This is a genomic window from Rhodococcus sp. BH5, from assembly GCF_027583855.1.
GTDB classification, from domain to species: domain Bacteria; phylum Actinomycetota; class Actinomycetes; order Mycobacteriales; family Mycobacteriaceae; genus Rhodococcus_F; species Rhodococcus_F qingshengii.
In genome coordinates this window covers 255,488-279,396 of sequence record NZ_JAJHVW010000003.1, presented here as the reverse complement: position 1 = coordinate 279,396, position 23,909 = coordinate 255,488, and the positions used below count along the sequence as shown (strand labels likewise).

The 23,909-nt window shown below is 63.0% G+C and carries 20 protein-coding genes; 12 read left to right on the top strand and 8 right to left on the bottom strand.

The window, feature by feature from the left end; all coding sequences use genetic code 11:
• Window positions 1–69: 69 nt before the first annotated feature.
• A complete protein-coding gene (locus RhoBH5_RS10295) occupies window positions 70–3,465 on the bottom strand; it encodes a BTAD domain-containing putative transcriptional regulator (protein WP_151098436.1) in 3,396 nt (1,131 codons plus the stop codon).
• Window positions 3,466–3,541: 76 nt separating this feature from the next.
• Complete coding sequence (locus tag RhoBH5_RS10290) at window positions 3,542–4,987, bottom strand: MFS transporter (RefSeq protein ID WP_125052330.1); 1,446 nt, start codon at window positions 4,985–4,987, stop codon at window positions 3,542–3,544.
• Window positions 4,988–5,160: 173 nt separating this feature from the next.
• On the opposite strand from RhoBH5_RS10290, the gene RhoBH5_RS10285 reads away from it, so the two are divergent.
• The 4 genes from RhoBH5_RS10285 to RhoBH5_RS10270 all read left to right on the top strand — a co-directional run bounded on the left by RhoBH5_RS10285 (window position 5,161) and on the right by RhoBH5_RS10270 (window position 9,863).
• Entirely contained in the window at window positions 5,161–5,820 is a 660-nt protein-coding gene (locus RhoBH5_RS10285; RefSeq protein WP_050654977.1) for a response regulator, read from the top strand.
• Window positions 5,817–7,511 carry a two-component system sensor protein gene (locus RhoBH5_RS10280; protein ID WP_030536202.1) on the top strand — a complete coding sequence of 565 codons (1,695 nt, stop codon included), beginning with the start codon at window positions 5,817–5,819 and terminating at the stop codon, window positions 7,509–7,511. Before RhoBH5_RS10285 ends, RhoBH5_RS10280 begins: the two co-directional genes overlap by 4 nt.
• A 74-nt stretch (window positions 7,512–7,585) precedes the next feature.
• Window positions 7,586–8,263, top strand: a complete 678-nt coding sequence (locus RhoBH5_RS10275; protein WP_168798812.1) for a GAP family protein — start codon at window positions 7,586–7,588, stop codon at window positions 8,261–8,263.
• Window positions 8,264–8,288: 25 nt separating this feature from the next.
• Window positions 8,289–9,863: a carboxylesterase/lipase family protein gene (locus RhoBH5_RS10270; RefSeq protein ID WP_073512501.1), complete on the top strand. Its 1,575-nt coding sequence runs from the start codon at window positions 8,289–8,291 to the stop codon at window positions 9,861–9,863.
• A gap of 4 nt (window positions 9,864–9,867) precedes the next feature.
• On the opposite strand, the gene RhoBH5_RS10265 is transcribed toward RhoBH5_RS10270, so the two are convergent.
• The gene (locus tag RhoBH5_RS10265) at window positions 9,868–11,826 is read right to left on the bottom strand and encodes an AfsR/SARP family transcriptional regulator (protein WP_151098434.1); all 1,959 of its coding nucleotides are present in this window, start codon (window positions 11,824–11,826) and stop codon (window positions 9,868–9,870) included.
• A gap of 114 nt (window positions 11,827–11,940) precedes the next feature.
• Between RhoBH5_RS10265 and RhoBH5_RS10260 the strand changes: the two genes are divergently transcribed.
• Both RhoBH5_RS10260 and RhoBH5_RS10255 read left to right on the top strand, forming a co-directional pair.
• Window positions 11,941–12,819, top strand: a complete 879-nt coding sequence (locus tag RhoBH5_RS10260) for an alpha/beta fold hydrolase (protein ID WP_151098432.1) — start codon at window positions 11,941–11,943, stop codon at window positions 12,817–12,819.
• Window positions 12,820–12,890: 71 nt separating this feature from the next.
• Window positions 12,891–13,376, top strand: a complete 486-nt coding sequence (locus RhoBH5_RS10255) for a hypothetical protein (protein WP_042922885.1) — start codon at window positions 12,891–12,893, stop codon at window positions 13,374–13,376.
• Window positions 13,377–13,409: 33 nt separating this feature from the next.
• Here the strand turns inward: RhoBH5_RS10255 and RhoBH5_RS10250 are convergent, their stop codons facing one another.
• Complete coding sequence (locus RhoBH5_RS10250; RefSeq protein WP_270008233.1) at window positions 13,410–14,387, bottom strand: ABC transporter substrate-binding protein; 978 nt, start codon at window positions 14,385–14,387, stop codon at window positions 13,410–13,412.
• A 244-nt stretch (window positions 14,388–14,631) separates the two neighbouring features.
• Between RhoBH5_RS10250 and RhoBH5_RS10245 the strand changes: the two genes are divergently transcribed.
• The 3 genes from RhoBH5_RS10245 to RhoBH5_RS10235 are packed head-to-tail and all read left to right on the top strand — an operon-like array spanning window position 14,632 to window position 18,530.
• Window positions 14,632–16,185 (top strand): MBL fold metallo-hydrolase, encoded by a 1,554-nt coding sequence (locus RhoBH5_RS10245; protein WP_003942885.1) that lies wholly within the window; start codon window positions 14,632–14,634, stop codon window positions 16,183–16,185.
• Between the two features lie 14 nt (window positions 16,186–16,199).
• Window positions 16,200–16,865: a YoaK family protein gene (locus RhoBH5_RS10240; protein WP_003943143.1), complete on the top strand. Its 666-nt coding sequence runs from the start codon at window positions 16,200–16,202 to the stop codon at window positions 16,863–16,865.
• A 39-nt stretch (window positions 16,866–16,904) separates the two neighbouring features.
• The gene (locus RhoBH5_RS10235; protein ID WP_003943093.1) at window positions 16,905–18,530 is read left to right on the top strand and encodes a cation:proton antiporter; all 1,626 of its coding nucleotides are present in this window, start codon (window positions 16,905–16,907) and stop codon (window positions 18,528–18,530) included.
• Here RhoBH5_RS10235 and RhoBH5_RS10230 read toward each other — a convergent pair whose 3' ends face one another.
• Window positions 18,531–18,968: a DUF2867 domain-containing protein gene (locus RhoBH5_RS10230; RefSeq protein ID WP_007730272.1), complete on the bottom strand. Its 438-nt coding sequence runs from the start codon at window positions 18,966–18,968 to the stop codon at window positions 18,531–18,533.
• Between the two features lie 53 nt (window positions 18,969–19,021).
• Between RhoBH5_RS10230 and RhoBH5_RS10225 the strand changes: the two genes are divergently transcribed.
• Together RhoBH5_RS10225 and RhoBH5_RS10220 are read left to right on the top strand one after the other, a co-directional pair.
• Window positions 19,022–19,594, top strand: a complete 573-nt coding sequence (locus RhoBH5_RS10225) for a TetR/AcrR family transcriptional regulator (protein ID WP_208690097.1) — start codon at window positions 19,022–19,024, stop codon at window positions 19,592–19,594.
• 179 nt (window positions 19,595–19,773) lie between these two features.
• Complete coding sequence (locus tag RhoBH5_RS10220) at window positions 19,774–19,902, top strand: hypothetical protein (RefSeq protein ID WP_257237575.1); 129 nt, start codon at window positions 19,774–19,776, stop codon at window positions 19,900–19,902.
• Window positions 19,903–19,963: 61 nt separating this feature from the next.
• On the opposite strand, the gene RhoBH5_RS10215 is transcribed toward RhoBH5_RS10220, so the two are convergent.
• Window positions 19,964–20,848 (bottom strand): SDR family oxidoreductase, encoded by an 885-nt coding sequence (locus RhoBH5_RS10215; protein ID WP_083056259.1) that lies wholly within the window; start codon window positions 20,846–20,848, stop codon window positions 19,964–19,966.
• 56 nt (window positions 20,849–20,904) lie between these two features.
• Between RhoBH5_RS10215 and RhoBH5_RS10210 the strand changes: the two genes are divergently transcribed.
• Entirely contained in the window at window positions 20,905–21,231 is a 327-nt protein-coding gene (locus RhoBH5_RS10210; RefSeq protein WP_270008232.1) for a winged helix-turn-helix transcriptional regulator, read from the top strand.
• 8 nt (window positions 21,232–21,239) lie between these two features.
• Here RhoBH5_RS10210 and RhoBH5_RS10205 read toward each other — a convergent pair whose 3' ends face one another.
• Both RhoBH5_RS10205 and RhoBH5_RS10200 read right to left on the bottom strand, forming a co-directional pair.
• A complete protein-coding gene (locus RhoBH5_RS10205; RefSeq protein WP_270008231.1) occupies window positions 21,240–22,301 on the bottom strand; it encodes an alpha/beta hydrolase in 1,062 nt (353 codons plus the stop codon).
• An 83-nt stretch (window positions 22,302–22,384) separates the two neighbouring features.
• Window positions 22,385–23,854 carry a cellulase family glycosylhydrolase gene (locus RhoBH5_RS10200; protein ID WP_081558883.1) on the bottom strand — a complete coding sequence of 490 codons (1,470 nt, stop codon included), beginning with the start codon at window positions 23,852–23,854 and terminating at the stop codon, window positions 22,385–22,387.
• Window positions 23,855–23,909 lie beyond the last annotated feature (55 nt).

Genomic DNA, 23,909 nt, shown 5'->3' with positions numbered 1-23,909 from the left:
ACAGGCTTGGGTGGTTCTTGACGTGTATCCCGAGCGGATCCAAGTTTTATCCAAGCGCATTCTCGCAGTTCAGGGCCATGTCGATCGCGCTCGTTCAGCTACGCCCCGCATGCCGAGTGTCTCCGATTCGGCCGCCACTTCCGTCAGCTCCCGTTCACGTTCGGCGGACGGCTCTCGAAGCTGCGCCCGAAGCAGTCGACAGCGCAGCAGTGTTGGTGCTCCACCGGAGCCAGTTGCGATCTTCTCGGCCTGATCCAGGAGAGTCGATGCCTGCTCGACGTGACCGAGAAGCGCGTGCAGACGAGCGGAGGCTTCGGCGACCGAGCCCAGTTCACCGACATGGCCCACCGTTGCGATGCAGCCGGTGTGTGGCGAGAGTAGGTCGATGAACGTGTCGGCGTATTCGACCAGTTCCAGATCTGCCACGACGCGTGCAAGTAGCGTCTGGTGTCCCAATGTCGTCCACGTCTGTGGCCCGCGATTGATCAGCCACTTCTTGATGCCTTCGGAAGTGGCCTCGCGCTCGCCTCGGGCGGCGTCGATGGCGATGGTCCACGAATCAGGTTCCACGACACCGGGATCAGATTCGGCCAACGCACCTCGCTCCCATTCCAGAGTGTTGAACGCCAGATCTGCGCTGCCAGCCGTGTACAACTCCGTTTGCAGATGGATCTGCCTGGCCGTCTCGTACTGCCGGCGGGCTTGCGCGAAGTCTCCGTACCATTCGGCGAGAGTTGCTTCCATCCAGCGTAATTGGACCCGAACCACCGGGAGTCTCAGTAGCTCGCAGCCGATGATCCCCTGCCTGACGTGTTTGACGGCGGCATCGACATTGGCCAGATTCATCTCCGTCATGCTCGCGACGGCGTGTGCGACGACGCTGTCGACACGCGATTGTTGGTGCGGCAGTTCGAAAAGCTCGCGCAGTAGGCGCATGGACTCCGCGCTGTGCACCGCGACTCCGGAGAAAAGCAGAATCCGTCCGAGCAGCGCGTCCGCGATCACATCCGGATCGTCGAGTTCGCGGGCGATGTCGAGAGCACGGGCGCTCCATCGATTCGGGATCTCGGCTTCGGGGTGGTAGCAACTTCCCACCGCCAGCGCAGCAAGAACCCGTGCGTGAGCTGACCTGTCGTTCTCGACCAAGGGCTCGACCGCCGCGAGCCGTTCGAGCAGTGGTCCCGGATCGGTACCGTAGGAAACCCACGGCCACGCACCGGCGGCCCGAAGTAATGCGCCTGCCAATCGTCCGACGGCGGAGGTTCGCCCCTCCCGAACAGCCTCGAGGAGACCGGCATTGACGACGTCGAGAACTGTCTGCCCTCGACCTGCGCGGGCGAGGGCCTCGACTCTGGCCACCAGCAGGTCGTCCCGATCGTCAGCGGATTGCTGGGACACCGGAAGTAAGTCGAACGCGCGGACAGCTGCCTCCCACCACTCGGCCGCGGTCTCCGAACTCCACCGATCGGTCGCATCCTGAGCTGCAGCCGTGCATGCCTCCAGAACGACGAGTGGATCGACCAGGGGAAGTGCCGACATCAGATGTTGCGCGCGGCGGCTCAGCCGGTCCGGATCGGAGGAATTTTCGAGCACTTCGGCAACTCGGGCATGTATCCGCTGGCGACGAAGCGTGGGTATCGCCTCGAGGACTTCGTCTCGGAGAAGGCCGTGAGCAAAGACGTAACCGCCGTTTGCCGAGTCCGCGACGATGATTCGTTCATCAGCAGCCGCGTCGAGATGGTCGGCGAGAGTGTCGACATCGAGACGGGTGGCTGCGGCCAGTGTGTACACCTCGATGGCGTCGCCGATAACTGCGGCAACCCGAAGATCTTGCAACACTGCCGGTTCGACTGCGGCAAGGCGTCGACCGAGGACAGATCGAACGGCGACGGGGATGCCGTCGCCCAGTCGCTCGTTCCGGGGAAGCCTGGCGTACTCCGAGACGAACAGCGGGTTGCCGCCGGTTCGTTCCGCCAGGGTTCGCGCCTCCGCGTCGTCGAGCGTGTCCCCGGAGACGCACCTTGCGAGTGTTGCAACCTCGCCCTGCGCGAGCGCCGGCACAATCATGGTTCGGTTTCCTTCGCCGTGGAGTACGGCTTCTTCGAACTTGCGCACTGCCGGCCCGACTTCCAAGTCTCGGAGCGTCGACACGAACCAGACTCTGGCACTGGTCATTGCGCCGACCAGGTAGGTCAGGCAACGAAGGGACGTGGGATCGGCCCATTGAATGTCGTCGATGACGACGGTCAACAGTGCATCTTTCGCCGCAGCTTCGATGGTGGTGCGAACCCGTTCGTAGACGGCAAATCTCGCTTCGTCCGGATCGATGTCCGTCGGCGGCGTCAGTACGAAATCGGCGTCGGCTCCGAGTTCCCGAACCAGTCGGCGGATCGGCCACCACGGCGGCGTTCCGTCGTCCTCCGGGCAACGTGCCCAGACGGTGGCTCCTCGAATGGACGTTGTTCTCGACGAACACTCCTCGGCGAATCGTGTCTTGCCGATGCCGGCGGGGCCGGTCAAGATCAACCAGCGAGGTGAGCCACGGCGAACGTCGTCGAGCATCTTGTCGGCGACAATCGTCTGAGCGTCGCGCCCGACGAACAAGCGTGAGGAATCCGTCTCGAGCATCGCTGCTACGGCTGGGGGAGAAGCCGGGACCGAAACTTGTTCGGCCCCCGTCCATCCCGGAGTGCGCGGCCAGGCGGCCAGGCCGGGTTCGTGGCGCAGGATCGCGCCTTGCAATGCTGTCAGCTCCCCGCCGGGCTCCAGTCCCAGCTCGGCGTCGAGCCGAGACGCGTGTAATCGAAACTGTTCCAAGGCTTCCGGTGACCTGCCCGCCCGATGCAGGGCAACCATTCGCAGCCAGCAGGTCCGGTCGCGGAACGGGTACTCGCCACAGAGTTGAGCAGCTTCGACCAGCGCGGGTGCCAGGCGCCCCAGAGCCAGAAGCGCCGTTATCCGGGTCTCCCGGCACTCGGTCCGCACTTCCTCGAAGGCTGCGGCTTCCACCTCCACCCAGTGCGCGTCGTTCAGGTCGTCCAGAAGCTGCCCCCGGACCGAGGCGAGGGCACGGTCAGCGGTCGTCAAAGCCTCCTGCCACCGTTCGTTCTCAGCGTGTTGTCGCGCCGTTTCGGCGTCGTCGAGAAACACCGACAGATCGACGTCTGCCGGAGCGACCTCGAGGACATAGCCAGGCGATTGACGCACTATCGGTGACGCCGTACCGGTTTCGACGCGTAGCGCTCGGCGCAGGTTGGAGATATACGCCTGGATGCTTGCCATCGCACTCGCCGGTGCGTCGTCGTGCCAGAGAGCATCGATCAGCCGGTCGGTGGAGACGACGCGACCACGGTTGAGCAGTAGAACGGCAAGGACCGTTCGTTGTTTTCGAGGGCCCAGATCGATCACGTCGCTCGTCGCCGGACCCCGTGCGACCTCCAACGGCCCGAGCAGTCGATAGATCATCCGTTTCCCCTCGTACCTGCGGACGCAGGACGGTTCGATTCTAAGGAGCGAAATTCATACATGCAGGACAAAACGGTCAACTAGTTCTCGTCAACATCTGCTCGGATTCCTCGGAAAGAGTCTGGTTGACGCTGGTAGTGCGCAGCGTCGCCGCACAGACCAACGCACCGAGAGCTGCGATGAAGGCTGCGACAAACAGAGCCAACCGAAGTCCACCGACAAAGTCGTCCGGTGGTCCGCCGGGCAGCATCGACTGCGCCGGAAGGAAGGCGCCGAGCACGGCAACCCCGACTGCGATGCCGGTCTGCCGGAACGCGTCGTTGATCCCTGCGGCCAATCCGGAATGGTTCGAAGTGCTTTCGCCCAGAACCAACCCACTCATGACGGGGTTGAACACCCCGGCCCCCACGCACGCGACAACAAATCCGGGAAGTATCGCGTACGGCGAACTGGTCACGTCGACGACGGTCATCATGACCAGCCCCACCGAGACGAGTAGAAGCGAGCACGTCAACGAGACCGAGACGGGGATGCGCCCGTCCAATTTCGCGGTGGCGCCCGCGACGACGAACATCGCTATCGTCGCCGGTAGATACACCAGGCCGGCGTCCACGGGAGACAGATGCAGCACGTTCTGCAGGTAGATGGTCGTGTAGACGAACACCGCGAACAGGGAGGCGGAGATCGAGAACGCTGCGATCTGCGCTCCGGCGAAGGCCCGATTGGCGAGCAGATGCGGGGGCAGCATGGGCTCGGTGGTACGAAGCTCGTGCAGGGAGAAACCGATCATGGCGGCCGCGGCGATCACCGCGGCGATCATCGGCTGCGGCTCGAACCACCCATCCTCGTTACCGCGTAACAAACCGAACACCAGAGCTGCCAGGCCGGTGGACACCAGAATCTGCCCGGGCACGTCCGCGCGGCGAGGCCGAGGATCGCGTGACTCGGGAACCCACCGCACCGTCATCGCCAGTGTGATCAACCCGATCGGAACGTTGATCAAAAAGATTGCGCGCCAATCCAACAACTCGGTGAGCAACCCGCCCACCAGTGGGCCGACGGCAAACGCGCCCCCGATCGTGGCGCCGTATGCAGCCAGAGCAGTCGCGCGCTGGGGACCCTTCTCGAACACGTCCGCCAGCAAGGCAAGTGAGCAGGCGAAGAGTACGGCACCGCCGATACCCTGAGCGGCCCGCGCGAGGTCGAGCACCCAGATGTTCGGCGCCAGAGCGCAGAACAGAGATGCCGTGGTGAACCACAGGATGCCGATGATGAAAACATGGCGTCGACCCCGTCGGTCTGCCCACGATCCGGCGCTGAGAACCACCGTCGCCAATGCCAGCGTGTACGCGTCGATCACCCATTGCAGGGCGCTGACTCCGGTATCGAGATCGGATGCGATCGACGGCAGGGCGGTGTTGACGACGGCGATGTCGAGCATGAGCATTGCGGTGCTCACGCATACTGCCAGCAAAGTGGCTCGTCGTACTGCGGTGTTCTTCGGGGTGATCGGTGCGGTCATGGCCCGTCCTGATGGTCGAAGGGGTGTGTACTCGGAACACCCTGCGCTCCGACGCTTGGGACATATCGGGCGAAATGCTTGGAACCCGCATGGTTGATAACTGCCGTGTTACTCGGAATCCGTCACCACCTGCTCGGTCGAATACGCACTCTCCCAACGGTTAATCTCTGGTCATGGAGACCAGCCAGTGGGTGCGACGGGTGTTGGTGGTGGAAGACCAACCACTGATGCGTGCGCTCGTCGGTGACACGCTCACACACGCCGGGTTCGTGGTCCATACGGCCGGATCGGCGGTCGAAGCGCTCACGGAGTTCGACGGATTCGATCCTGACCTCTTGGTCACGGACATCGACCTTGGCGTGCGGCCGAACGGCGTCGATCTCGCGAACATCGTCACCGTGAAGGCTCCGCATTGCGCGATCGTGTTCCTGACGAACTACCCCAACGCATCGACAGCGCCAGGTTCTGCGGGTGTGCCGCCGAAATCGCTGTTCGTGGACAAGGCGGCTGTCCAGTCGGCGGATCAGTTGATCGGCGTAGTGGAGGCCGCGTTGACGGAAACCGAGCCACCGACGCTCGGGAGTGATCCGGACTCCGCCTTGTCGAGCCTCACCAGATCACAGCTCGATCTTCTGCGTTACATCTCGCTCGGGTGGTCGAACAGCGCAATCGCAGCGCATCGTGGGTCCTCGATCCGAGGTGTGGAGAAGCTCATCGCGCGCACTCTCGAGAGCCTGGGATTGACGCACGATTCGTCCACCAATCCGCGAGTGCTTGCTGCGAGTATCTTCATCCGCCATTTCGGTGTGCCCGAAGTGACCGACTCGGTGTGAACCCGCGCGAGTGGTGGCTTCGTCTCGGTGATCGGAACATCGTCACCAAGTGGTCCTGGATTCTGACGCTGCCGTTCGCGGTGACCGTGATGGCCAACTACTACCTGTGTACCGGGGTGCGCGAAGTAGGCGTGATGGCAGTCGGCGCCTTCGCGACCCACTGCGTTGTCGGGGTGATGCTGCTGATGGCGAGGGCTGTTCTTGCAGCACACCGATCGCAGCTCGCAGCCCTGGCCCTGTTCGCAATGATCGGCGCGATCCGCCCGTTCGTCCTCGACGCGATCACCCGCTCGCTCGAACTCCCCGTCGACCCCAGACCGATGCTCGTCCGTGTGGCACTCAACGTCGTGTGCAGCGTTGTCTTCTTGTCGTTGACCGCCGTACTGGTAAGCGCTCTCCGTGACCGCCTCGCGCTGCAACGGAGTTTGAAGGTTGCCGGGGCCGCCGTCCAACTCCAACAGACCCGGGATCGATTCCGCCTCGGCCAAACCCGTGCGCAGTGTCGGCGAGAGCTCGAGCGCAGTATCGAGACGGTCATGCACGCGGTTGCTGAAACGGAACTCGAGGGAGTGCGAGGAGCAGCGCTCTTGAAGCGAATCTCGGACGACGTGGTTCGCCCGATGAGTCATCGACTGTTCCGGGAGATTCCCCCGATCGAATCACCGACGCCGACTGTGCGGCTGACGGCGAGAGATCGACTGATCGGCGTCGTACGCAGTGTTGAACCGGCGCCACTGTACGTACCGGTGTTCGCGTACACGGCACTGGTGACCGTCTACCTGCTCACGACTTACGGCGTGACGTTCACGGCGGTCCAGCTCGGCGTCGGTTTCTGGCTCTTCGTCGGTGGCAATGCGTGCGCTCGCCGAGTTGTCAGCAGCGGAGACGGCCCTCTGAGACGGATCGCGACTCTTTCTGCGGTGTACTGCTCGAGTGCGCTGATCAGCAGTACCGCCACGTGGCTGCTCCTGACGGTGTTCGGCCGTACCCCGACTTTCTATCTCTCGTCGATGGCCGTCTACCCGTTGGTTGCGCTGTCCGTCTGCCTGATCAGGGCTGCGGATACGCAGCGTCAGGACGAGGAGCGTCAACTCCGCAGTGCCCTGAGCCGGCAAGCGCTCGATGCAGCTCGTATCCATGCCGAGCTCATGCACACCCGACGTGGACTGGCCAGGTTGTTGCACTCGTCGGTGCAGGGCGAACTCGTAGCGGCCGCATGGTCTTCGGGCGCCGTTGCCGGTCGCCCAGTCGATGTTGCGGCAACCATTGCCCACATTCTCGACGGCTTGGAAAGCGACCTGTCTGCGTCATCCGATCAGCCGGCTGACTCCGATGCCCGAAAGCGTATCGATGATCTTGTCACGGTGTGGCGCTACGCAATTCCGGTCGTCAGTCACGTCGACGACGAAGTCTGGGCGGTGATCGGTTCCGGCTCCGCTCGGCTCGACAGCGTGGTGGAGATCCTGTCGGAGGGACTGACCAACGCCGTGAAACACGGTGCAGGAGGGCCCGTCTTCCTCGAGGTGACACTCGCCGATGCTCGGGCGGTAGTAGTGCGGATCAGTTCGCCGGGTCGGATGCCGGTGGCACGGGACTCAGGGATCGGGCTTGAATCGCTCGCCGGTACGGTAACGTCCCTCGAACTTGTCGAAGAGGAAGACCGGGTGGTCCTCACAGCCGTGCTTCTGTGACACCGTGAGTGGCGATGTCGTGGAGGCCGAACGTTTCGCCAATGGCCGGATTGGCCGCTTGTACGGTCGCAGAAATGGAATCGATTACTGCGCAGCTCATCCCACTCGCCACCGGCGTCGTCATCAGCCCGATTCCTCTGGTTGCGATCATCGCGATCCTGCTGTCCACTCGGGCGAAGGCAAATGCATTCGCGTACACCGCGAGCATCGTGCTGGCCGCGGCAGCGATCACAGCAGCGACGGCACTCTCGACCACCGGAGTGGAATCGAAGTCCAGCGGCAGCGCGCATACCGTCCAGACGGTGTTCGCCGTCGTGTTCACTGTCGGTTTTCTGGCGCTCGCGTACTCGAGTTGGCGTGGCCGTCCGAAAGACGATGCCGAGCCGGCGATGCCGTCGTGGCTGGCGCAGATCGACTCGATGCAACCGGGCAAAGCTGCGGTCCTGGGACTGTTGTTGACCGTACCCAACGCGAAGAACCTGCCGCTCGAACTCAAGGCAGGTTCGATCATCGGTGGCGGGCACCTCGGCTGGGTATCAGTGATCGCGTATTCCGTCCTGTTCGCGGTAGGGGCGTCCATCGCTTTGATCGTGCTGTCAGCATTGGCTGCCGTGCCCTCGGCGAAGGTGACCGATGCACTGAGCGCCACCAAAAGCACTCTGATCCGCCACAATGCAGCAATCATGACCGTTTTGTTCCTGATGCTGGCAGCATTGGAACTCTCGCACGTTGTCGAAGCCCTGTCGAAGTAGCAACTTGTTTTCGAGGAGAAATCGAATGACGATCACACCCAGCGAAGCGCCGGTAGTCGAGACAACGTACGGGCCGGTTCGAGGATCGACGGAAGGCTCGGTGTCGAGTTGGAAGGGGATTCGTTACGCGGCACCTCCGGTCGGTCCGCTGCGATTTCGCGCGCCGGTTCCGCCGAAGCCATGGACCGAGGTCCAGGACGCAACAGAATTCGGGCCGTGTGAGCCGCAAAGTCGACTCGCGATGATCCCGCTCGGTGAGAACGTTCCGATGGACGAAGACTGCCTGTTCCTCAACGTGTGGGCACCGGGCGCCGTCGGTTCTGATGCGCCGGGTAAACCGGTGATGGTCTGGATTCACGGCGGAGCGTATTTCCGCGGAGCGTCCAGCCAACCACTTTTCGACGCAACCACATTGGCTGAGAACGGCGACGTTGTCGTCGTCTCGATCAACTACCGCATCGGTGTGTTCGGCTTCGTCGATTTCTCGTCCTTCAATTCGAGTGAACATACCTTCGAGCCCAATGTCGCTCTCCGCGACATGATTGCAGCGCTGCAATGGGTTCAAGGCAACATCGCGGCTTTCGGTGGCGATCCCGACAAAGTGACGTTGTTCGGCGAGTCGGCAGGTGGCGGCGCGGTGACGACGCTGATGACCGTCCCGTCCGCTCGCGGCCTGTTTCATCGCGCTATTGCCGAAAGTTCGCCCGCCACTTCGGTGTACGGTAGTGAACGTGGTGAGATCGTCGCGAAGCTGTTTCTCGAGATCTTCAGCGGCGGAAGCGATCTGGGTCTGTTGCGGTCCACGTCTGCCGAAGACTTGATCGGGCCGTCAGACGAACTGTTTGCTCGCGTCCCCCAGGAGACGCCTGGCACTTTGGCGTTCGCGCCGATCGTCGACGGTGATCTGCTCCCTGACTACCCGGTGCGCGCGTTCCGTCACGGCAATGCACACCCGATTCCGCTGATCATCGGAACCAACAAGGACGAATCTTCGCTCTTCCGGATGATGAAGTCGCCGTTGATGCCGATCGATCCCGTCGTGATCACGTCGATGTTCGCGGAGATCGCCGACGAGCATCCAGGACTCGAGCTACCGGATCATTCTCAAATCGAAGGCGCGTATTCGGGACTGTCCAAGCTGGGCGCCGGTCTCGGTTTGACCCGTGATTTCGGATTCCGGCTGCCTACGTTGTGGATCGCCGAGGCGCACAGCAAGGTTGCGCCGACGTGGTTGTATCGCTTCGACTACGCGCCGCCGATGCTCAAGGCGCTGAAGATCGGTGCGACCCACGGCACCGAACTTGCCTACGTCTTCGGCAACATCAACCACGGGGCACGAGACATTACCTACAAGTTGGGTGGCTTGAGCGCGGCGCGTCATGTCTCTGAGCGCATGCAGGCGAGGTGGTTGGACTTTGCCAGAGCTGCAGGCGATTACGACGCCGGGGACGATCGCGAACTGGGTGCGGACCCGGGGTGGCCCACTTACGACACCGACACACGCTCGACACTGTTGATCGACAAACGCGATGCCGTCGTCGCTGATCTCGACCGCGAGATCCGGGAGGCGTGGGGTGAGACGGTGATTGCATTCACCTGACGGTTCAGCCCTGCTCCAATTCGGCCAGGTAGTGCGAGACGGGTCCCACGGTGAGCATTCCGCTTCCGGCGCCGGCTATTTCGGCGGCGGCAGGTAGGAGCGCCGCTCGCGCACGCTCCTTGACTCGACGGTCGCCGACTGCAGTCGCCGCTGCGGCAGTCAAGCACCACAGTGCCTCGGAGAGTAGGTCTTCGGGCGGGTCCGGCAATGCCTCGACGGCCTTCGCTGCTTCGTTCGTCTGCCCCTGTGCGATGAGCAGGTGTGGCCGGGCCCAGGGTTCGTAGGGGCCCCACTGCGTGGTCGGGTCGAAAATCGCCGGCAGTCCCCGCCATACGCGGAGGGCGAGAATTGCGAGAGGGAGTATGCCGTCCGCGAGACCCGGCATGCCGGCATCGGAAAGATTGACCGCCGCAGCTTCGTACAGCTTCTCGCAGTGCGCGGCCTCCGCGCCGGCAGCGGCAGTACGCATAGCGCGAAACCAGGTGGTGAACACCGCTGCCAACGGGCGTTCGTGACGTCCGGCCAATCGATCAACCGTCTCGGAATGTAGCTCGGCTGCATCGAATTGCCCAAGGGCGCTGAGGGCTTGCATGCGGATCAGATGGCCGAGGATCTCGAAGGTAGCCAGGCCGTGTCGAATGGCGAGGTCGACCAGTTCACGGCCGATGTCGTCGCGCTCGGAGGCCAGACCGTTAGTCCAGAACGTCTGCATGAACAATCCGTTCAGAGCGAAGGCCAGGAGCCCTGGATCGTCGAGAGCGCGACCGATCTGTACTGCGGCACGGGCACATTCGAGACCGTGATGACCGGGCAGTCCGCGCGATTCGAGTGCGATTGTCGCCAACAGTCTCGCCCGAGCGGGTTCGTTGCCGGCCGGAAGTCGATCGAGAGTGCGCTGAGCGGTCTCGACGATCTGCGTAGCCTGCCGAGGATCGTCGGATCGCGTCCAGATCCCGGGCACGTCGTAATTGCCGATGATCCGCGCGGTGAGTTCGACGTCGTCCAATTGTTCAGCGGCGCCGATGATTGTCAGTCGTTGGTTTCGGGCAGTCTCGAGTCCGCTTCCGCCCGCAACTGCCAAACTTCGGAGGAGGCCGACGGTTGACTCCAATCTCGATTTCGATCCTGCCGCTACGGTCCGGTCGTACGCTGCCGAAACCTGACTGAAGATCTGTTCTGCCCCTACAGGATCCAGGCGGGTTTCCCGGCGGAGAATGTCGGACTCGAGGTCGTTCAGTCGTGGACCAGGGTCGATGCCCAACTCTTCGGCGAGTAACTTCCGTGCGCGACGTAGGACTGCCAGAGCATCGCCTTGACGATCGGACCGGTACAGCGCCAGAGCGAGTAGTCGCCAACCCTCCTCGCGCCAAGGGTGTTCCGTCACGTGGGCATCCAGATCGGGAATCGCTTCGGCAGCTCGCCCGAGATCGAGCTGCGCGGATGCCAAGCGTTCGACGGCAGTCAGACGCAGTTCCTCCAAGCGTGATCGCTCCGTTCGGGCCCAAGGCTCGTCGGCGAACTCCGCGTAGGCCGGCCCTCTCCACAGCTGCAGCGCGGTTCGGAGCAGTTCGAGTGATTGCGCCGGCGTCGAATCTGCGGCTTCTCGCACCAGTCTTTCGAATTCCCAAGCGTCGACCGCGTCGGGTGCTGCATGAAAGGCGTAACCGGGCCCTTCGGTGACAATGACTTTCGGCTTCTTTCGCGGCGCGCGATCCGGTTCGAGCGCACGCCTCAAAGCGGAAACGAACGTACGTATTGCGCTGGTAGCGCCGGACGGAGGATCGACCCAGAGGTCGTCGACAATCACGTCCACGGGAACAACACGTCCGCGGGCGACGACGAGACGAGCGAGGACCGCTCGGTGTCGTGGACCCTTCAGATCGATCTGGTGTGAAGACTCGTTCCACGCGACCACGGGTCCGAGCACTCCGAAAGCCGGGGCTTCAAATGTGTGGTCTCGCATTTCCCCACGCTATCGCGCTCATCGAATGCTCATCGACTGCGGCGAAGCTGATTGCCATCACCCCGACCTGCCATCACCCCGACCTGCCATCACCCCGACTAACGAGAGCGATCGATGAATATCACCATTCCAGGCTTCGACTACCAGCAGATTTCCACAGCAGACGGAGTGCGGCTCAACGTCGCGGTCGGCGGAAGCGGAACACCACTCGTCCTTCTGCACGGCTTCCCTCAGACTCACCTCATGTGGCGTCACGTAGCCACTGCCTTGGCGTCGGATCACACCGTCATCTGCCCGGATCTCCGCGGATACGGAGCCAGCGACAAACCGGTCGAGGAAAACCCGGACACCTACTCCAAACGAACAATGGCTGCCGACATCGTCGAGGTGGCGAGGAAATTGGGACACGAGAAGTTCGCCCTCGTCGGCCACGATCGTGGCGCACTGGTTGCCGTCAGAGCGGGGCTGGATCATCCGGATGTGATCACGCAACTCGGCTCGCTGGACGTGCTCCCCACCCTGGATATGTGGGACATCCTGCATGGATCGAATGCTGCTGTGGCGTTCCATCTCTATCTCATGGCTCAGCCACCTGGTCTTCCCGAGCAGATGATCAGCGCCAGCGCCGACGCGTTCTTCGAGTACTTTCTCGACGTGTGGACGCAGAACCGCGAAGCGATTCCGGTAGACGTGCGGGCGGAATACCTGCGCGCCTCACGGGAGGCGGTGCCGTCGATCGTTGCCGATTACCGGGCGTCGGCAGGCATCGACATCGAACACGATCAGTCCGATCGGGAGGCGGGCAACCAACTGCACATGCCGGTCACGGTCATTCAGCAGGACTGGGGCTCGATGCTCGGCTACGACGCCGAGGCCCTGTGGAAAGCGTGGGCGCCCGATCTCGAGCACCGCACGCTGTCCGCAGGTCACTTCATGGCAGAAGAGGCGCCTGCGGAAGTGGTCGAGGCGATCCGGACCCTACTCGAGAGGTAGTTTTGACGCTTCTCGGCTGTCGAGGTACTGGCGAGCGCATCACGTGCGTCGCGAATGGACGAGGGGGATCGATGGGTTTCTCGCTGCACTTCATGCGGGTGACGAAGGACGTGCAACTCGATGTTGATCGGGCGGCGGTCGCCGCTTTCCTCGATCAGCACGGGCTGCGCGTGGTCGAGAGCCCGTATGGAGGCGAGATCGTCGACCGTGACGACAGGGCATTGACGATCGACGGGGCCTTCTCCGACCTTCATCTCGACTCGCTCGAGCAGAGCGATCCACTCAGTGGTGGAATCTTCCACGCGACGCTGTCGCCTGCCGAGTGCGCGTTCGTCTACGACCTCTGCGCGGCGGCTGGGTTCCTGATCGTCAACCCTCAGGGTGACCCGACGTTTCTCGTTCCCCAGCGCAATCACGAGCCCGACGACGTTTCCGAGTTGGAGGACGTCGTCTGGGTCGACAGCGCCGAGGAACTGGCGCGGGCGCTCACCGGTGGTTTCCAAGCGTTCCGCGAGTTTCGGGACCGCGTGACAGGACGAGCCGCCGGTGCCGAATGATCGGGGCCCCGTCGGGTTGACGAAGGTCGGGTTCTACCGCTTGACCCCGGCCGCCAAGTCGTCGACGAGAACCTTGGCGGTCAAGGCGTATCCCGCGGCCTTGTAGTAGTCGAAGGGAATCACTCGACCAGCCTGCGCGGCGGGCAGACGCTGCCACGTCGGCGAGGTGTACACGCTGCCGGAGGCGCTGCGATCCAAGGCGAAGATGACGTCGGCTTCTTCGAGACGGTTGAACTGCTCCGATCCGAGCATCACGCGAAGGTCGGGGCCTTCACGGAGCACCTCGATTCCCAGGTCCTCGGCGACGGCGGTGCGGAAATCGTTCTGGAACCACGCGATCTGATCCTCCGCGGCGGCGACGAAGGCAACCTTCTTGCCGGCCATCAGCGGTTCGACGGTCGGGCGGACCTGAGCTACATGGGCGTCGTACTCGGCGAGTACTTCTTCGGCGCGATCGCTGCGCCCGATGCCGGTGAGGAAGTCCGACATGACCTTCCGCCACTCCGGGGTGAAGTCCTTGCCGACGGGCAGGACCGGTGCGATCTGCTGCATCCGGTCGTTGCCGTACGACCCGGTGTCCCACCAGCCGGCGCTGAGGACGAGAAGGTCGGCGCCGAGAGTCGAGATGTATTCGAAGTTGGGATCGGAAGCACCTTCGGCGAAGATCTCGACACCCGTGGCATCCGGGACCTCACGGCGCAGGTGTTCGACTGCGCCGGTCGGGTAGGCGGTCACCGGGTATCCGGCGAGGATCGACAATTCGAGGCCGTCCCGCGGATCGAGGGCAACGACGTTCTGTGGGTCCGTCGGAATGATCAGCTTCTCGTCGCCGCGCGTGAACTCGAAGGTCTCCGCGTTCTCGGGCGTCGAACTTTCCGTGCTGCCGCACGCGGCGAGAAACGCGGCCGCAGCGACGCCCGCGCCGACGCCGAAGAAACCGCGTCGCGTCAGGTTGTCCACGATCGCCCAGTAGTCGCGATCGGTCGTGGAGGGAGAAAGGAGTCGAGTCATGCTTGTTAGGTTAGCCTTAGGGGCTGTCTTCGGGAATGCTGAAACAGCTCCCGCGAACGCCAAGAAATACGGCGAACACGCCAGCACAGAGAGTGTTGTCCGCGTCACCGGCAGGTCTGATTCACAACCCACTTTCGACCTCTGACGTGCATGACGTCACAACCGGCCGCCTCCTCGATCGCGATTTGGCCCTGATCGCGCCGACTATGCTGAGTTGACCAGCAGTACGATTTCGGAGGTTGCAATGCAGATCACCAGCGTCGGCCACGCAGGATTTCACATCCAGACCGAGGCCGGATCCATCCTGTGTGATCCATGGGTGACCCCGACGTATTTTGCGTCCTGGGTGCCGTTCCCCGACAACACAGAGTTGGACTGGGACGCGCTGGGCAACTGCGACTACCTCTACGTCTCGCACCTGCACAAGGACCACTTCGATCCGAAGAATCTGATCGCGCACGTCAACAAGGACGCCACAGTCCTGCTCCCCGATTACCCGGTGCCGGACCTCAAGCGTGAACTCGAGAAGCTCGGCTTCCACAAGTTCTTCGAGACGGAAGACTCCGTCAAGCACACCGTCAGCGGTCCCAAGGGCGATCTCGACATCATGATCATCGCTCTGCGCGCTCCCGCGGACGGTCCGATCGGTGACTCGGGCCTCGTCGTCTCGGACGGGGAAACCACCTGTTTCAACATGAACGACGCCAGGCCCGTCGACCTGGACCCGCTGACCGACGCCTTCGGGAAGGTCGACATCCATCTGCTGCAGTACTCGGGCGCGATCTGGTACCCGATGGTCTACGACATCCCGAAGGGCACCAAGCGCAACTTCGGCAAGCAGAAGCGTCAGCGTGGCATGGACCGCTGCCGCAACTACATCTCCCAGGTCGACGCTGCCTGGGTTGTCCCGTCGGCCGGCCCGCCGGTCTTCCTCGACGACGACCTGCGTTACCTCAACGACGATCACGGCGACGAGGGAAACATCTTCCCCGACCAGATCACGTTCCTCGAGCAGATGCGCATCAACGGCAACGATCGTGGTCTGCTGATGATCCCCGGCTCGGCCGTCGAACTTCGCGGAAGCGAGAAGGTCGCGCTGACGCATCCCATCCCGGACGCAGACGTCGACAAGATCTTCTCCAACAAGGCCGAGTACATCGAGAAGATGGCGCAGAAGATGGCACCGGTCATCGCCGCGCAGAAGGCCACGTGGGCTCCGGCCGAAGGCGAGCCGCTGCTCGACGGTCTCAAGGCCAAGTTCGAGCCGATCATGGCTCAGTCCGATCTGATCTGCGACGGAATCGGCTACCCCGTCGGACTCGTGATGGGAGAGGAGACGGTCGTCCTCGACTTCCCGAAGCGGATCGTTCGTGAGCCCATCGACGGAGAAGGTAAGTACCGCTACGGCTTCCGCATCGCTCCCGAACTGGTTCGCACCGTTCTGCGCGACGACGAGCCCGACTGGGTCAACACCATCTTCCTGTCGACACGCTTCACGGCGTGGCGCATCGGTGGGTACAACGAATTCCTCTACACGTTCTTCAAGTGCCTCACCGACGAGCGCATCGCGTACGCCGACGGCTGGTTCGCCGAGGCCCACGACGACAGCGCGTCTATCGAGTTGGGCGGGTACGAGATTCAGCGTCGTTGCCCCCACCTCAAGGCTGACCTGTCGAAGTTCGGTGTTGTCGACGGCACCAACCTCACCTGCGATCTGCACGGCTGGCAGTGGGATCTCGAGACCGGCCGCTGCAAGACGTCCAAGGGCCACGAGCTGCGCACCAGCAAGCTGAGCTGAACCGAGCTCGTCGGGTGACGGGATACAGCAGGTCGCTGATCGGCCTGGCGACAGCGCTCGCCGGGTTGGCCGGTTACGTCGACGCGCTCGGATTCATCACGCTCGGTGGGCCTTTCGTTTCGTTCATGAGCGGCAACATGACGCAGGCGAGCGTCGCATTTGCCGACGGGGTGTGGTCGACCGCGAGAGTTGCCGGCGGAATCATCGTGCTCTTCCTCCTGGGAATCGCGCTGGGAACCGTCGTCACCCACTTCACGGAGCGCTATTCGGTCCGGGCTCGCAAGGTCACGGTGCTCGCGGTTGTAGCCGGGCTGCTGTCCATCGGTTCGGTGATGAGCAGCCTCGACGTCACCCCCGGCGCGATCTCGGCGATGGCCTTGGCGATGGGAGCCGTCAACTCGGTGTTCCAGCGCGACGGCGAGGTGACGATCGGTGTCACGTACATGACCGGTGCGCTGGTCAAGATGGGCCAGCGTCTGACCGGAGCCTTTCTGGGTGGCCCGAAGTGGGCGTGGCTGCAGCACTTCGGGATGTGCGCGGGGTTGATCGCGGGCGCGGTGGTCGGTGCGCTCGTTCATCGGTGGATCGGTCTTCACGCTCTGTGGCCCGCATCGGCGTTCACGGTTGTTCTGATCGCCGTTGCCTGGCAGGTCTCGCCCCCGTCTCCGGCAAAGGTGTAGAAAGAGCCAGACACAAATCCGGGGGTACAGGGGGAAGCAGTGGATGCTCTGATCATCGTGGTGCTCGGACTGCTCGGAATCGTCGCGGCCTCGACGCTCGGAGCGCGGATCGGAGTCGCAGCACCGTTGATTCTGGTGATGGCCGGGATCGTTGTCAGCCTCTTACCATTTGTCCCAGCAGTGGACATCGACCCGGAATGGATTCTGGCAGGCGTGCTTCCGCCACTGCTGTACTCCGCCTCGGTCTCGATGCCGTCGATGGAGTTTCGGCGTGAGTTCGGTGCCATCGGTGGGCTTTCCGTTCTGCTCGTGGTCGTGAGTGCGCTTGTTCTCGGTGTGTTCTTCTCCTGGGTGATACCAGGACTCGGTATCTGGTGGGGCATTGCACTCGGTGCGATCGTGAGCCCGACGGATGCCGTCGCGACGTCCATCGTCAAGAAACTCCCGGTCTCGCCGCGGGTGGTGTCGATCCTCGAAGGCGAAAGCCTGCTCAACGACGCCACCGCTCTGGTTCTGTTGCGTACTGCCATCGCCGGGGCCGCCGCATCGGTGTCGCTGTGGAGTGTGTTGGGCAAGTTCGCTTTTGCCGTCGTCGTGGCCGCGGTCATCGGAGTTGTCGTCGGCAAGGTCAACCTGATGGTTCGCGCCCGTGTCACCGATTCGACGGTCAACACGGTCATCTCGTTCACGGTGCCGTTTCTGGCGGCGATCCCCGCCGAAGAGTTGGGTGCGTCAGGGTTGGTTGCTGCAGTCGTGGCCGGGCTCGTCACCGGCTACGACGCTCCTCGGAAGCTGTCACCGCGACACCGGTTGTCCGACTCCCAGAACTGGCGCACAGTCGAATTGGTCCTCGAAGGTGCGATCTTCCTGGTGATGGGCCTCGAACTCTCGTCGATAGTCGACGATGTCCGGGTCGACCACGAGGGCATATCCACGGCGGTCTTCGTGGCGGCGGGTGCACTGTTCCTCACGATCTTGGTGCGGGCTCTGTACGTGGCCCCGCTCCTGCGAGCGCTCCAAGCGCGGGCGAATTTTCGTGAACGCATGAAACCCAGACTCTCCGACATCGCGAATCGCCTCGACAATCCCGAGGATTACCCGCCAGACGAACGACGCAGCAGGCGCCGGGCACCTTCGGCGAATCAGATGGAAAGGTTCAAGGTTCGGGTTCGGCGGACGGTTGCCGATATCGACTACTACCTTGCTGCGCCGTTGGGATGGCGTGAAGGCACGATCGTCATCTGGGCCGGCATGCGCGGGGCGGTCACTCTGGCTGCAGCGCAGACTCTGCCGGAAGACACCCCGAGTCGATCGCTCCTGATCTTGGTTGCGTTCCTGGTGGCAGCAGGCTCGTTGATCCTTCAGGGAGGAACGTTGAAGCGCGTCGTAGTGGCGACCGGTCCGGCAGCGCAGGACCTCACCGAATCCGAACTAGACGAGCATCGCAGGTTGCTCGACCTCCTCGAAGATGCTGCTGCGAGTGTCGTTCCGCCAGAGGGTCGGTCGAAGAAGAGGATCCGCCTCGACGTGATCGACGCGCAGCGTCAGGCACTGCTCGACGCACGTGACGATGGCGTGTTCGACGCACGGATGCTCGGATCGGCACTTGCCGCGCTGGATGCCGATCAGATCAGCCTCGAACTCAAGGGCGGTCCGGACGGTTGATCACGTGCACAGTCTCTTTCGAGCGGACGTCATCATTGCCCGCGTGATCACGCCGTGCAGTACCTGAACGGGTGCGAAGTAGATTCGGCCCGCGCGGTTCTTCAGCTCCACGGCGGTGACGACGTGCAGGAGGCCGGCGTCGTTGTCGGCCTGAACCGAGGCGACGAATCGTAGGTGTTTCTCGTCCGCTTCGATGAGGGCCTCGCCGTCGGCGATCTTGTCGACGGCAAAGGTGTCGGGGCGTCCCTTGGCGATGCCGAGCAGTCCGACTATCCGCTCCCTGAGCCAGAACATCGCGAGGACGGGTGCGGGGACATTCCTGACGTCGAAGACTGCCTGCGCCCACTCCTCGGATGTATGGGTCGGAACAGACGGGATGGTGATCGTGGTGGCTTCTGCCCAGTCCGGTGCAGGCATTGCCTTGAAAGCGAGTGTCATTTCGTCCTCCGTACGGTGCCGTATGGAACTTACCCATACGGTACCGTACGGAGGTGACGAATGCCCGCGCCCGACTCTCTCGCGACCAGTGGATCGATGCGGCTTTCCAGGCTCTGACAAGCCATGGGCCTGATGCAGTTGCAGTGGAAAAGGTGGCGCGCACGCTCGGATCGACCAAGGGTTCCTTTTATTGGCACTTCGCCAACCGCGACGAATTGCTGCAAGCTGCGCTAGGCCGGTGGGAAGTTTTGGCAACCGAGAGACTGATCTCCTCCGTCGAGTCCTCTGGTGAACCGGCGGAGGTGAGGTTGCGTCGTCTGGTGGATTCGGTCACGACCGGATTGGCCGATCGTCGTGCGGAGTTGGAACTGCTTGCCGGGATCGACCATCCTTTGGTTTCGGCGGCGGTTCGACGTGTCACCGAGCGTCGAGTTACCTACATCGTGACGTTGTTGGTCGATCTGGGGATGGACAGGCAGAAAGCGGAACATCGTGGCGTACTTGCGTATTCGATGTACCTGGGGCAGATGCAACTGGTGCACAGTGCGCCCGATGCGGTTCCTCGCGGCGATGTGGACGCTCACGCGCTCGCCGACGAGTTCGTGAACATGGTTCTGGCCAGGTAAGTCCGCCGTCGAACGCAGCGTGATCTGCGCATCACCCTGCGCTTTCAGGTGAGGGACCACACATTGCGCGTAACCCATAGTTACAGATACTTTGAGGTCAGCTGAAGTGGGGTGCCGGATATGTCGACATTTCCCGGAGGCGCAAAACCGTTTCACGACAGGAAGAAAGGTGACTCACCATGAGCGTTGTGCTTATTTCGTTGCTGGTCGCCGCTGGACTCACCGTGCTGGCCACCAGTGACGGTGCCGGTCTGGACTTCGGGAGTCGGCAGCTGAACCGCCAGTTGAAGGCCCGCACGCACCGGTAACCCCGGAAATCGGCCGGCTCCACGCGATACTTCGCGGAGCCGGCCGTTTGCGTTGTTCCGGTCAGTTCACTCCGAGATCTACCAGCCAGGCCCGGGTGCTGCGGGCGACGATGCCCAAGGCAACGGCAGAACCCGTCGCGGAGTCGAACGCGACGCTGTCGGCAGATTCGAGCCCCGTGTAGAGCTGGGAAACCCCGACTGCTGCGCCCGCTCCGATGATCGGCGCAATCGACGCACCGAAGGCATCGGGCGTCACGGCTTCGAAAGTTACCGCGCGCGAGAAGTGTTCGGCGAATGCCTCGGCGAGTTCGATGCCGGTGATCGCCGGAATCTGTCCGATGTCGACCGCGTCCGGTGCTACGTCGAGAGTCAGGGCCGCAACGGCTGCATCAGCGACGTCGAGATGTGAACTCCATGCGACCGCGAGATCGGCACGCAGTGGGTAACGCAGGACCCCTTCGTCTTTCACCCCCGACAGCACGGTGGGCAGAAGAAGATTCTCGAGGAACAAACGCGGGGTCAGGACGGTCACCGCGATACCTTCGGCGCGGAGTCCGTCGACGAGCTCGGAGAGAACGGGTGTGTTGGGACCGGCAAGCGGCGAAGTAGCGTCGCCGGTCACCGTGCCGCTGGTAGAGATCACGAACCGCGAAGGACGTGTCACTCTTGCTGCTGCCAGAACGTTGTGGGCGTAACCAGCTAGCGTCTCGGTGTCACCGGCGAGTGGCAGGTGGAAGAACACCCCGTCTACCCCGCGATAAGCATCGGCGAGAGAGTCGGCTGACGCATTGTCCGCGACGACGGTGTTCGCACCCTCGAACGTCTGGTCAGGGTTACGGGTGATTGCTCGGACTTCGGCACCTGTAGATCCGGCGAGAGCCGCGACCAATCCCGCGAGAACGGGAGAACCCTGTGCGCCGGTGGCGCCATGCACTGTGTAAGTCATGACGCCTATAGTTCAGATTGGGAACCAGTTACTTCAAGTGAACTAATGGGGAATCGATGAGTGAATCAGGTCACGTGCTTCCGGAGTGCGGCGTCGCGCGCTTTCTGCTGGTTCTGGACGGACCGTGGGCAACGCTGATCGTTCGTGAGCTCACGCACGGCCCGATGCGCTTCACGGAACTACGACGCGCATTGCCCGGCATCAGTCCCAGGACACTTTCCGCCAGGCTCAAGCGATTCGAGGAGTTCGATCTGGTGACCCGGACTGCCTACGCCGAGGTGCCGCCGCGAGTGGAGTACGAACTCACCGCGACGGGGATGGAACTGCGCTCCGTGCTCGAAGCGATGGTCGAGTGGACGGATCTGGCACTCCCCGTTTCGTGACCCTGCCCTCAGTGCGGGCCCGAAAGTCCAACCCGCAGAGCGCCGCAGGCCTCGAACATCGCATCTTGACCGGTATGGCCGACACCGGTGGTGTTGACGAAGGCATGGATCAATCCACTGTGACGCCTGAGTGCAACCGGGACTCCGGCCTCTCGCAGCCGGTTCGCGTATTCCTCACCCTCGTCGCGTAGTGGGTCGAAACCGGCGACGGCAACGTACGCGGGCGGTAGGCCGGCCAGGTCCGGAGTGAGCAGCGGTGAGACTCGCGGGTCGAGAGCCGAAGCGCCGCCCGACAGGTAATGGGCTGCATACCAGTCGAGTTGGGCGTCGGTGAGAAAGAAGTCGGTGCCGAACATCTTGTGCGAAGGGCGCTTCGACGAAAGGTCCACCCAGGGGAAGAAGAGCAGTTGGAAGACTGGTTTGACGTCGTCTTCGGTCGTGGACTGCGCGACGACGGCAGCCAGGTTCCCGCCCGCGCTGTCTCCGCCTACCGCAATGGATTTCGGATCTGCACCCAGATCTGTGGCATGCTCGACGCAGTACCGGAATGCGGCGACGGCGTCATCGACCCCGGCGGGGAACGGGAACTCCGGCGCTAACCGGTAGTCCACCGACAACACACTGACCTCGCCGTGGCGGGCCAGGAAGCGGCACACACTGTCGCCGCTCTCGAGGCTGCCGAGGACGAACCCGCCGCCGTGGAAGTACACCAAAAGTGGAGCGGGCGTTGAGACTCCGGCCGGGCGATACAGCCGAGCCGGAATCGCGTGATCCCCGGCCGGGATCTCGAGGTCACGTACCGTCTCGATGTCGATGGGCGTACCGCCGAACAGTCGCGATTCGGCGTCGATCTGAGCTCGTCCCTCTTCGACCGGATGATGCTCGAAGCTCGTACCTTCCACTGCCGAGAGCAATCGCAGTGCAAGCTGGATCTCGGGGTGCAGAGTCTGTCCGTCGATCTCCTTCGGCTTGCCACCGAGAATGCGCTGCGCGCCGGTCGGTAAGGCGCCGACGACATCGAGCACCACCCGCGCAACACGATCTTGGACAGACATCTTCTCCGTGGACATACTCGCCTTCCGTCGGCCGATCACCCGTCGCTTGTACGTTACGAAAGAACCGGACAAATATCCAGGAATCTCGACGCTCGCGATCAGCTTGCCGGCGTCACCGTGACCGTGACGGGGCCCGCGTCGTCCGCGGTTTCCACTGTGAGAAGACGGCTTTGGGGGTTCCAGTTCACGATGTCGGCGCCCGCGACGTCGACGCCGCCGGGAAAGCCGCTTTCGGGTAGGTAGATCTCGGTCGGTGCCGTCACTGCGGGGTTCGGGGTGAACGTCAGCTGAAGGCGGTCGACGGTCGAGGACCATTCGGTGGGTGTGCCCGCGACGGCTCGCGGATATGGCTTGTTCAGGGTGTCGACGAGGAGTGTCTGCGATCCGTCCGGCAGGTACGGGCCCCAAGGACCTGGATCACTGGACCAGTAGGAGACACCCGCGCCGAGTTCTCGGGCGGTCGTGTAGACGCGGTCGATGTAGTCGGTTGCGCCGGGCAGTGTTGTGTCGAGCCCGAATTCGCCGAGAATGATCGGAACGCCGCCGAGTACGTTGCCTGCGATGTGTTCGACGCTGTCGCGCCAGGTGTCGATGGTCGCGTCGGTGAGTGTGCGTGAGAGGCCGGAGTATCCGTCACCGAGGTCGAGGGGCAGCGGGTACAGGTGTGGGCAGTAGGCGATTCGCTGTTCGCCGGCTCGTGGGTCGTTGATCTTCGTGAGCCCGCTGGGGACACCTTGGTTGACGCCGACGGCCTGCGGGGCCACACACACCCAGCTGTCCTGATCAACTTCCCTGATGGCGTTGGTGGTTCGCTGATACAGGGCAGCGAGGGGCCCACCTTCGAAGGCGGGGCCTTGGAGGGAACCGCCCCACGGCTCGTTCATCAGGTCGTATGCCACGACGGTGTCATTGCCTGCAAAACGTTCGGCCACCACCTGCCAGGCGTTCGCGTAGTGCTCGACCAGTTCGGGATGTTGGCCGGTGGTGTTCCAGAAGTTGTCGAATGCACGCATCACACCGGGTTGGACGTAGTACAGCTCCCACCGGTCTTGAGGGCTGACCGGAAGGCCGTCCATGTAGGTCGCCCAGGCCGGCGCGCCGTTGCCGATGTTGCCGGCGCCGTTGCCACTGTTGCCCTCTGGTGTGATCGCGCCGGAGTAGACGTCCTGATGCATGTCGAGCATGACCTTGTAGCCGCGCTCGGCGTACCAGCTGACTCGGTCCTCGACGCGGTCCAGATATTCCTGGTCGTACTGTCCCGGCTCTGGCTCCACCGAACGCCAGGAGATCAGGAAACGCACGAAATTTGTTCCCATGTCGGCATGTTCGCGCTCGAGATCGGCTTCGGTGAACTTCGGCATGCCGTCGGGTGCGCTCTTTGCGCTCGACGCCGTGTTGAACCCTCGCAGGATCAAGGAGCGCCCGGCGTCGTCGGTCAGGTACGACGGTGGCACCGACGTGCCATCGGCGCTCCCCGACGTGGGCAGGCTGCCCTGAGCCGCGGCAATTCCGCCGCCCAGTATCAGTGAGCCCGCGACTATCAGTGCTGAGAGCGGGATACGACGCACGGAAACTCCTTCTGGGTGTGTGGATGGATTGACTTGTCCGAATGGGGATTCGGCC